Consider the following 11,637-nt stretch of genomic DNA (forward strand, 5'->3'; position numbering starts at 1 on the left):
TGTTCATCATTTTGTTAATCGCCAAAAATATGGATGAATTCACTCCTATTATATGACATATGTCATAAGCCCTTGTATTCAAAATATGCCATTCCTTTGTAAAACTAAAATGAAAAACACGAGTATTACGACCTATTTTTTTAATTATCATCAAATTAAATTCACTATCGATTGTATATCTGTAAAACTTGTAAAAAGCTATGAGGTTAAGCCTTTCTTTAGTACTTTTATGCTCAATTTTCAACAGAATGATACTATGTCAGTAGAGCCAAAATTAACCCGATTTAATCAAAGTGTTTTATCAAAATACCAGATATACAATAGTATATTTATGACATTACCTTTTGATGCAGTCACAAAAACAGGAGTACTTCTTCCCTTATTTCATGAAACATGTGAAAAAGGATTCCGAAATGGAGATGATCCAACAAAAATTGTTGAAACCTTCTTCCAAAAATACCAAGGACGCAGAAATAAAGAAAGTCAAATAAACTTATTGTTTAGATTTATTCAATATATTGAAAGACAAGTGGTTTTATTTGACGCCATAGAAGATGCTGCCTTTTCAACAGTTAACAACATGGAAGGTGTTGGTACCTTAAGAAATTTAAAAGGATCTGCCAGATCTGAAGGAAAGCTTGACGAACTAAAAGAGTTTCTTGAAGAATTTAAGGTGCGTATTGTGTTAACTGCGCACCCAACTCAATTTTATCCAGGCTCTGTATTAGGTATCATCACAAACCTTACAGATGCTATAAAACGAAACGATCTTACCGATATAAATAATTTATTTGGTCAATTAGGGAAAACACCTTTCTTTAAGCATAAAAAGCCCACGCCGTATCAAGAAGCCAAAAGCCTAATCTGGTATCTAGAAAACGTGTTTTATGAAACTTTTGGTAATATTTACAACTATATCCAAACAAATATTTATGATGATGGCAAAAAACATAACGATATTATAAATATTGGTTTCTGGCCAGGAGGTGATAGAGATGGAAATCCTTTTGTAAAACCAGAAACCACTTTGAAGGTAGCTAAAAAACTTAAAAAAGCTATTCTTAAAAAGTATTATCAAGATTTAAGGGATTTAAGAAAAAAACTAACATTTAGAGGTGTTGAAGAGCGTATTATACGCTTAGAAACGATCATGTATGATTATAGCATCAACCTTAAAACCAAAAAGGCTATTAGTGCTAAAGAACTAAGAACTGAGCTTTTAGAGATAAGGAATATTATTGTTAATCAACACCAATCGTTATATGTTAATGAAATAAACAACTTAATTAACCGAATACACCTGTTTGATTATAGGTTCGCAACTTTAGATATTAGACAAGATAGTAGAATTCATCATGCTGTTTTCACAACGGTAATAGACCATTTAATCGCATCAGGAAACTCGTCTTTCCCTAATAATTACCATGATTTATCAGAATCTGAACAGATTGAAATTCTTTCCAAAGCAGATGACTCTATTGAAGATTTAGAAATCTTTGAAGACGAAATGGTACGTAACACCTTAAAAACTATTTCTGTTATTAAAGACATACAGAAAAGCAATGGAGAACGAGGTGCTAATCGTTACATTATTAGTAATAACCAAACAGCACTTAACGTCATGCAATTATTTTCTATGCTCAAAATAGTAGCATTTAAAGATGAGTTAACCGTTGATGTTGCTCCGCTCTTTGAAACTATCCCTGATTTGGAAAATGCGCCTGGTGTTATGGAACAATTATACCAAAACCCAGAATATATGGCTCATTTAAGAGCTAGAGGAAATAAGCAACACATTATGCTTGGGTTCTCTGATGGAACTAAAGATGGGGGGTATTTAATGGCTAACTGGGGTATTTATAAAGCCAAAGAGTTGCTCACAGAAATGTCAAGAAAATATGATATTACAGCGATATTCTTTGATGGACGAGGTGGACCGCCAGCACGTGGGGGTGGAAAAACACATAACTTCTATTCATCATTAGGACCTACTATTGAAGATAAAGAAGTGCAGATAACGATTCAAGGACAAACCGTGAGTTCTAACTTTGGAACAAATGATTCTTCTCAATATAACTTAGAGCAGCTAATTAGTTCTGGTATCAAGAATAGAATTGATGGAGAAAAGAACCGTTTATCTGATGAAGACAGAGTGGTTATGACTGATTTAGCTGAAACAAGTTATCAAACCTATAAAGACTTTAAAAGCCATGAGATGTTTATTCCTTATTTGGAGCGCATGAGTACATTAAAGTATTATGCTAAAACCAACATTGGTAGTAGACCATCAAAACGGGGTAAATCTGACAAATTAGTATTTTCAGACCTAAGAGCTATTCCTTTTGTGGGATCTTGGAGTCAATTAAAACAAAATGTACCTGGGTTTTATGGAGTAGGAACCGCACTAAAACAATATGAAGACAGAGGAGAATGGAGTAAGGTTGAACATTTATATCACAACTCTAAATTCTTCAAAACCTTATTAGAAAATAGTATGATGTCTTTAACCAAGTCGTTCTTTGATTTAACAAAGTATATGTCTAATGACCCAGAATTTGGTGGGTTTTGGACTATTATTTTTGAAGAATATAAAGTCACCAAAAGATTACTATTAAAGCTTACAGGCTATAGCGAATTAATGGAAAACGAGCCTTCTGGAAAAGCTTCTATTCAAGTTAGAGAGTCTATTGTTTTACCATTATTAACAATTCAGCAATATGCGCTTAAAAAAGTTCAAGAACTTGAAAAGGCAGGCGTCGCTGCAGATGACCCAGAAAAGTTAATTTTCGAAAAAATAGTAACACGATCTTTATTTGGAAATATTAATGCGAGTAGAAACTCGGCGTAAATATTTTTTAAACATAACTTATAAAAAAAGCCTTTACTCAAAAAGTAAAGGCTTTTTTTATGTAAGTCCAATTTTACATCTAATAACTTTAGCTATCTTTAGCCGAAAAAATTAAATTACAATGAAAACAAAATAGTGGTGATTTTGATTTGTGGGATGTGGCATTGCAGTTAGATTAGACAGTAAATCATAAGAAATAAAATTCTTTGAATCTTGAATTCCGCTCATACTTTTAATTCAAGGGGTTCTAATAAAATTATATATTAACTTTCGGATATAAAAAACAAAATGCTTAAATGGATTATTTTTTAAATGGCATCGTTTTAATTACAAGCTTTCTAATGCTGTTCTTTGCTTTTTTTCTAATAACAGTTAATATAAAGAAAAAACTACCTAACATACTTTTTGCAAGTTTCCTTATCTTATCTGTATTTGATATCAGTAGTCTTTTTATTTTTAATAGTATTAATTCGAGCTTGAATTTTGAGGTTTTTAGAATGACTATTAGTCTATTAATACTGCCAATATATTATTTGTATGTAAAATCGGTTTGTTATTCCGATTTTCAATTAAGTACTAAAGATTTAATTCATAGTATTTTATTTCTTATTGTTAATCTGATATTAATTCCAAGATTTTATCTAGGCGACACTAACGATATTTTATACATATCTCAGAACTTTAAACAAACATTTGAAATACGCTTTTTTTACATACTAAAAGAGCTACAATATGCTTTCTATATTTTTTTGATTTATAAATCTTTAAAGAAATACAAGAACATTTATGCTGAGAATCATACGAACTCGAATAATTCTTCTTATACATGGCTATTCCAAATGACTCTCTTATTATTAATAGCACATTGCTTTATTTTTATAAAACTAGTGTTTGTATATACAGGTAACGACCAATTCTTTAACTGGTTCAATAGTATTATCGGAATTTCTGCACTTATTATTAGTAGTTGGTTTGTTTTAAAAGCATTAAAAAAACCTAAGCTTTTTAAAGGTATTGACACGAACATGATCGCACTGAATAAAGAAATAGCAAAAAAAGCAATCACTTTAAACAAAAAGCCTATTCATGATTCTCAAAAGTTAGCTGAGATGACTTCACAAGTGAGTTTTGTGAAACAGTATATATTAGACAATGAACTCTTTCTTGAACCTTCTTTAACCATACAAGAAGTATCCAAACAAGTTAATATCCCTGTTCGCGATCTATCCCTTTTAATCAACCGTTATTCAAATCAACATTTTTTTGATTTTATAAATGAATTTCGCATTGAAAAAGCAAAGCAACTGATGAAATCTCCTTCTAATAAAGAGCTTACTATTTTAGAGATTCTGTACCAAGTAGGATTTAATTCAAAATCATCATTTAACACAGCTTTCAAAAAGTTCACAAATCAAACCCCTACTACCTTCAGAAATAACTGATTTTCAATAAATTTAAAAAAACAATACACTCGTATTAAAAAAGTCGAACGCTTATAATAACCACAAAAGCGTTCGACTTTTTTTAATCGGTCGATTCTGATGTTTTCAAGAACTAATTTTGATTCAAATTATTACGAACAACTAAAATTTGAAATCATGAAAACCAGATTTGTACTTGCATTACTCATTTCACCTTTTCTATGTTTAGCTCACTTGAACGAAAATAAAACCGAATTAACGTGTACTGAGACATCTGATAAAAACTTTCATAGTAGTAACTCTAAAGAGAATTCAATCAATGAAGAAAAATACATCCAAATAAATGGTATTGATCACTGGGTAACTATTAAAGGGAATCCTTCAAAACCAATCGTATTGTTTCTTCATGGGGGTCCTGGCAGTGTATTAAGCCCTTATGCAGATGCTATTTATGATGATTGGAAAAAAGATTTCATTCTAATTCAATGGGATCAAAGAGGCGCAGGAAGAACTTTTGGTCGCAGTGCTCCAATTGAATTAAGTTTAGAGTATTTTGAATCAAACCCATTAACGCTCGAACAAATGGTATCTGATGGAATTGAACTTTCTGAGTATTTAATAAAACATTTAGGAAAACAAAAAATTATCCTTTTTGGAACTTCTTGGGGCTCTATTCTTGGTACTAAAATGGCTATTAAACGTCCCGATCTATTTTATGCTTATATAGGCCACGCCCAAGTTGTAAGCCCTGCCGAGGGCTTTAATTATGCTTATCAAAAGGTCTGTAAGTTAACACAAATAGAAAACGATACAATAAGTATCCAAAAGCTTAAAACTATTGGTAAACCACCTTACCATAATGCCAAAAACTATGGTCAATTACTTCGTATTGTTAAAAAATATGAAAGGGACAATTCAATTCTAGCACCTACTACATGGTGGAAGCTACCACCTGAATATGACAATAAAAATGATATACAACATCGTTATTTAGGCGATGATTATTCCTTTGCAAGTTATGTGGGACACAAAGCTCTGGGAATTCAATCCATAAGTTCTGAAATTAATTTCATGAAAAGTGGTCTAAATTTTAAAATTCCCGTCTTCCTAATTCAAGGAGAAAAGGACATTTTAACCCCTAAAGAAATTACAACAGCATACTTCGATAAAATCAATGCACCGAACAAGGAGTACTTTTTACTTCCTGATGCAGCCCATGGTTTCAATGAATCTGTTATCAATACACAGTATAAAATTTTAAAACATTATATCACTCCATTGATTACACAATAAACTGAAAACAAAACGAATTACGTAAATATCGATCAAAAATGATTAAGAAAAAACACATTTTATTTATAGGTATATTATTGATTTTCTCCTGTCAAAAGAAAAAAGAACAATTATATCTTAAACAAGGTTTGTACATATCAAACGTAACTATTATCTCAACAGAAAATGGAAATTATGATCCATATATTGGCCATTTAGTAGTCGAAAATGATAAAATCGTTTATATAGGCAAGAATGAGCCAAGTATAAGCGGAATATTTGAACAGTTTGATGGAACTGGAAAATTTGTAATACCAGGATTGATTGATGGCCATGTTCATATGACAGAAGTACAAGGAATGTTGTATCGTCATATGGAAAAGTACCCCGAACTGGTTAAAGAATTCAAAAACCAAATGCCAAGGAGTTATTTATACTATGGTTTTACAACGATCATTAATCTTGGAGGGATATCAGATGAACAAATCAATTCTTTTAACAAACAACCACTAAAACCCGATTTATACCATATTGGATATTCTGGTGCTGGAGTAGCAAATGGTTATCCAATGATTTATGCACCTGAAGAGTTTCGATTTGAAAACCAGCCATATTTCTTATATCTGGAAAGTCAAGCGGAGCATATTCCAAAAAAATACAAACCAGCTGACCATACACCCAAATCGGTGGTTAGGCGTATTAAAAAATCTGGGGCAATTGCTGTAAAATCTTATTATGAATCAGGCTTTGGAATGATGTCTAATTTACCTTTACCGACTAAAAGTATGATGACTGAATTACTTAATGAGTCACATGCAAATGGACTGCCGTTAATCGTTCATGCTAATTCATTGACAGGACATTCTTTTTTGGCTGACATTGGAGTAGATATTTTAGCACACGGGCTATGGAACTGGGAAAAATATAAGCAAGTCCCAACAGACTCTCTACCATTAGAAATAAAAGAAATACTGGATTTACAAATTCAAAAACAAATAGGCTACACTCCAACATTAACAGTCATTGAAGGAGAAGGCGCTTTGGTTGACAAAAAATTCATCAATCAACCCGTCTTAAAAAAAGTGATTCCTAAAAAGTTACTTGAATGGTATAAAGCAGAAGAAGCACAATGGCTCGGAAAAGATCTATTTAGTCATTCTAATCCAGAAGAAGTGTATAAAAGCTACGGAAAATTACAGTCTCATGCCATGCTCGTTTTAAAATACCTTTCTGATAATAATGGACTCATTCTATTTGGTACAGATACACCTTCAGGACCAATTTACACAAATCAACCTGGCCATAATGGGTATTGGGAACTTACATTAATGAACGAAGCAGAAGTTCCTTTAAATAAAATTCTAGCATCTGCTACAATTAATAATGCGAAAGCTTTTCATTTAGACTCTTCTGTTGGTTCTTTGGCTATCGGAAAAAAGGCCAATATAATTATAATGGATAAAAACCCTTTAAAGGACATTGAAGCATATGATGCCATAGAAAAAGTGATTATAGGTGGTCAAGTTGTAAAAAGAGATGATTTAGAGGTTAAAGAATAAGAGCATATTTACAAAATAAGTTTTGTTTTTCAAGAAGAATCAGTACCCTCGCCATCCCACTTAAAATGTTTATAACAAAAAGACTAAGCTTCTACAGTTCGAAGATTGAGACACATCGAGAAGCTCCCTAATATTAAAGTAACAACAACACTTGTAGCGACTACCAAATAAAAAAGGATGTCTTTTTTAAAGACATCCTTTTTTTTAAAATTAAATTATATTTTGATTAGTGCTCATTTAAACGGAAGTCTGGATAAGCATCCATACCATGTTCATGCGCATCCAAACCTTCTAGTTCTTCTCTTTCAGAAACTCTAATTCCCACCGTTTTCTTCATTATAAAGAATATAATAAATGCTGAAGGAATACAGATTGCTGCGTAAGATAAAACACCAACTAACTGACTCACAAATTGATCTACACCTGCTAATGCACCAAAGATACCTACTGCTAGGGTACCCCAAATACCACAAATTAAGTGTACAGCAATTGCACCAACTGGATCATCTAATTTAATAGCATCTACAAATGCCACTGCAAATACAATAAGTGCACCTGCGATAGCTCCAATAGCAATAGCATTTTCAGGACTCATTTGATCTGCACCAGCAGTAATACCTACTAAACCACCTAAAATACCATTTAAAAACATAGTTAAATCTAAGTTTTTATACTTTAAGAATGATACTAAAGCAGCAACTACACCACCTGCAGCTGCAGCTAAACATGTAGTTACTAGTGTTAATGATGTTAATTCTGGATCTGCAGAAAGGACAGAACCTCCGTTAAATCCAAACCAACCTAACCATAAAATTAATACACCAGCTGTTGCTAATGGAATACTATGACCAGGAATCGCCTGAGGTTTACCATCTTTAAATTTACCAATACGAGAACCTAATAAATAAACAGCCACTAAAGCCGCCCATCCTCCTACAGAGTGCACCAATGTAGAACCTGCAAAATCATAAAAAGGTGTTTCTCTCATATCTAAAAATCCACCACCCCATTTCCAAGATCCAGCAAGTGGGTATACAATACCTACATAAATAACTGTAAAAATCATAAAGGGTCCTATTTTCATGCGCTCAGCAACGGCTCCCGAAACAATTGTAGCCGCTGTAGCAGCAAACATACCTTGAAACAAGAAATCTGTCCACCACGTGTAACCACCATCTGCATATTCTGGAGTCATTCCATTTTCTGGAGGTGCAATACCAAATCCTGCAAAATCAAAAAATCCGCTAGATCCTTCTGCAAAACCAGGATACATTAAGTTAAACCCTATTAAATAGTAAAGTAACAACCCTACCGTAATAATAAATATATTTTTAAATAAAATGTTTATTGTATTTTTCTGCCTAGTTAATCCTATCTCTAAAAATGCAAATCCTGTATGCATAAAGAAAACTAGTGCTGTACAGATCATCATCCATACATTATTCGCTGTAAATAATCCTTCCATTATAAATTGTTTTAAATAATATTATTTTAAAGTGTCTCCACCTTTTTCACCGGTTCGTATTCTATAACACTCATTGACATCTGATACAAATATCTTTCCATCTCCTACTTCACCTGTGCTTGCAGAATTAAGAATAGCCTGAATGGTTACTTCTTCAAAATCATCATTTACAACGATTGCTAAATGCCTACGCTGAATATCACTTGTGCTATATGATACCCCTCTGTAAACATGTCCTTCTTTCTCATTTCCAAGACCAGTTACATCCCAGTAAGAGAAAAAGTTCACACCAACTTCGTGAAGTGCATCTTTCACTACGCGATATTTGGATTTTCTAATTATTGCTTCAATTTTTTTCATAATGTCTATTTAGTTATTTTTAGTTAGATTTCAAAAGTATAAAATATTTAAAAACTTATATAGTTAAGTACTTCGCTTAAACGTAACCTAAGTATTTATTAATACACCCTTCCACATTCAAACATATTTAAAGGATGCCTGGTTTTTCACAAGCATCCTTTATCTATTCACACTTAAAATATACTAAACTAAATTTCTTTGAAATCTAAATAATTTTATTTGTTCGAAAAATTAAAAATTAGTCTTCAATTTCTCTTTGTCTTTTACCTGGATAAGCTAAAGCTCCATGTTCAGATAAATCAAGTCCTTCAATCTCAACTTTTTCACTAACTCTTAATCCTAATGTTTTCTTAAGAATATATAGGAAGATAAAAGAAGTTCCTACGGCCCATATTGCGTAAGCTAAAGTACCTATTAATTGTGCTACAAATTGAGCAGAACCGCCACCGTTTAATAACCCAATAGCAGTATCACCGTCAACTCCCCAAAGACCAATAACTAAAGTACCCCAGGCACCAGCTACACCGTGTACAGAAAAAGCACCTACAGCATCATCAATCTTAAGTTTTTGTTCTACAAACTCCATTGCAAATACTACAATAATACCTCCAATAAAACCAGCAATGATGGCACCACCTTCGGTCATGTTACCGCAACCAGCAGTAATACTTACTAAACCAGCTAAAGCTCCATTTAAAGTCATATCTAAATTTGGCTTTTTGTATTTGAACCATGATAAGAATAATGCCCCAACAGCACCTGCAGAAGCAGCAAGATTAGTTACTAACACGACCATAGAAGCACCAACAGCATCATCACCACCCCAAGCTAATTGAGAACCACCATTGAATCCGAACCATCCGAACCAAAGGATAAATACACCTAAAGCAGCTAATAATTTGTTATGACCTGGAATGTTTACAGCCTTACCATCAATATATTTTCCAATTCTTGGACCTACTAAAAAAGCAGCAACTAAAGCAGCCCAACCACCAACGGCGTGTACGACTGAAGAACCAGCAAAATCAATAAACTCAGCAGGCATAATTCCATCAGTATTGTTTAACCATCCACCATTCCATTCCCAACCACCAGCGATTGGATAAATGATAGCCGTTAATACAATTGAAAAAATAATGTATGTTGAATATTTTGTTCTACCAGCAATAGCTCCAGAAACAATAGTAGCAGCCGTAGCACAAAATACGGTTTGAAAGAATAAATCTGCTGGACCTTGATTAAACATAAATCCACTCCATCCTATCCATCCACTAGCCGATTCTCCGTACATTAAAGAGTAACCCACAAACCAAAATACTAATGATCCTACTGCGATGTCTAAGACATTTTTCATAGCAATATTCACAACATTTTTAGAGCGAGTCATACCAGATTCAACCAATGTAAATCCTGCTTGCATTAAGAATACTAAGATACCTGAAATAAGCATCCATAACATTCCCATATCGCCTTCAACTGCGGCGGTGTCTTGCATTATAAGGGGCATATTTAATAATGACATAATAAATAATTTTTAGGGTTAGTTAATTAAGAAAATGCAAGTCCTCTAAGTTTTAGAGAACTTGCATTTATTCTCTTTATATTTGTTTTTCTCTTTTCTTTCTTAGAAAGCGTAGATAGCTGCTAGCACAAAAGAACCTAAGCTTTTAGTTGGCATTAAGTCGTTATCAATAAATGCATCATCAGAAGCAGAATCCAATCTAACCTCTGGCTTAATTGTTAAGTTTTCAATCTCAAAGCTACCTGTTAACGTTGCTGCAAAAACACTAGAATCTTCCATTCCTGTTCCTATTGCTCCAAACTCTTTATCTTCAACAAAATACTCAGCTCTTAAACCTAAAGTAAAAGTCTCTGTTAATGACATTTGTGGGTACAAAGCACCACCGTAGAATCCTGATCCACCTAAACGCTCATCATCACCAGTCAAGTAAGCACCATTAATCCCTAAGTAGAAAGAATCAGTTAAGTCAAATCCACCCGTATAATCAATCTCTGTAAAAGAAGGATCAACTAATACATTTAAGAACTGCCCTTTATATCCTAACTGTGCACCAAATGCATAATCACCAGTTGGATTAAACTCAGTTAAATCTGTATCATTAAATACACCTAACATTAAGCTAAAATCTTCAGATAAAGCAATATCAGCTTTCAAACCAGTATGAGAAAATGGTCCATAAGAGAATAAATAAGATGTACTATAGTTAAAGTTTCCTGTAGGAGAAATAACTTCATACCCTAAAAAAGTATTAAAGTTACCCATTGTAAGTGTTACAGATTCACTAACATTCCAGTAAGCATATAATTGATTAACAATATTTCCTGTTGCAGAATACATAGGTGAAGCAAAAATAGCATCCGTTCCTCTTGGTCCGTAAACTAAGTCAGCAACAAAACCTGCTTTTTCACCTTCATAAGCAAATACAACGTTTGCCATACCTAAGGCAAATCCTGGTAAGTTGGCAAATGAAGATCCAGGAGCAATTGCATTCTCATCATTCGGAGCAGTAAAATTAGCTCTATAATAAGCATCAACAGAACCCGTAATAGAAAGTTTTTTTTCAGTCGCTTCTTCTTGAGCAAATAACGCTGTTGCTACAAAAAGCATTGAAAGAGTAAATAATTTTTTCATAATTGTTTTCATTTTAAGTTATTTAATTAAATAGATCCGATTATTTAAAGTTGTTTTTT

8 protein-coding genes are annotated in these 11,637 nt (G+C 32.9%); 4 read left to right on the forward strand and 4 right to left on the reverse strand.

The genetic code is table 11. From position 1 onward, the window contains the following. Nucleotides 1-256: 256 nt before the first annotated feature. From Q0857_RS02410 to Q0857_RS02425, 4 genes are all read left to right on the forward strand, one after another. Nucleotides 257-2,848, forward strand: coding sequence for a phosphoenolpyruvate carboxylase (locus Q0857_RS02410; RefSeq protein ID WP_298532165.1), 2,592 nt, complete (start codon nt 257-259; stop codon nt 2,846-2,848). Between the two features lie 296 nt (nt 2,849-3,144). Next, complete coding sequence (locus Q0857_RS02415) at nt 3,145-4,290, forward strand: AraC family transcriptional regulator (protein WP_298531597.1); 1,146 nt, start codon at nt 3,145-3,147, stop codon at nt 4,288-4,290. Nucleotides 4,291-4,446: 156 nt separating this feature from the next. Further along, nucleotides 4,447-5,562 (forward strand): alpha/beta hydrolase, encoded by a 1,116-nt coding sequence (locus Q0857_RS02420; protein WP_298531599.1) that lies wholly within the window; start codon nt 4,447-4,449, stop codon nt 5,560-5,562. Between the two features lie 38 nt (nt 5,563-5,600). Continuing rightward, entirely contained in the window at nt 5,601-7,100 is a 1,500-nt protein-coding gene (locus Q0857_RS02425) for an amidohydrolase family protein (protein WP_298531602.1), read from the forward strand. A gap of 226 nt (nt 7,101-7,326) precedes the next feature. Here the strand turns inward: Q0857_RS02425 and Q0857_RS02430 are convergent, their stop codons facing one another. The 4 genes from Q0857_RS02430 to Q0857_RS02445 all read right to left on the reverse strand — a co-directional run bounded on the left by Q0857_RS02430 (nt 7,327) and on the right by Q0857_RS02445 (nt 11,578). Beyond that, nucleotides 7,327-8,565, reverse strand: a complete 1,239-nt coding sequence (locus tag Q0857_RS02430; RefSeq protein ID WP_298531605.1) for an ammonium transporter — start codon at nt 8,563-8,565, stop codon at nt 7,327-7,329. Between the two features lie 21 nt (nt 8,566-8,586). Further along, nucleotides 8,587-8,925 (reverse strand): P-II family nitrogen regulator, encoded by a 339-nt coding sequence (locus Q0857_RS02435; RefSeq protein ID WP_298531608.1) that lies wholly within the window; start codon nt 8,923-8,925, stop codon nt 8,587-8,589. 238 nt (nt 8,926-9,163) lie between these two features. Further along, nucleotides 9,164-10,447 (reverse strand): ammonium transporter, encoded by a 1,284-nt coding sequence (locus Q0857_RS02440; RefSeq protein WP_298531609.1) that lies wholly within the window; start codon nt 10,445-10,447, stop codon nt 9,164-9,166. A gap of 102 nt (nt 10,448-10,549) precedes the next feature. Continuing rightward, nucleotides 10,550-11,578: an outer membrane beta-barrel protein gene (locus Q0857_RS02445; RefSeq protein WP_298531612.1), complete on the reverse strand. Its 1,029-nt coding sequence runs from the start codon at nt 11,576-11,578 to the stop codon at nt 10,550-10,552. Nucleotides 11,579-11,637: the final 59 nt, after the last annotated feature.

Source organism: uncultured Algibacter sp. (genome assembly GCF_947495925.1).
Taxonomy (GTDB): domain Bacteria; phylum Bacteroidota; class Bacteroidia; order Flavobacteriales; family Flavobacteriaceae; genus Algibacter_E.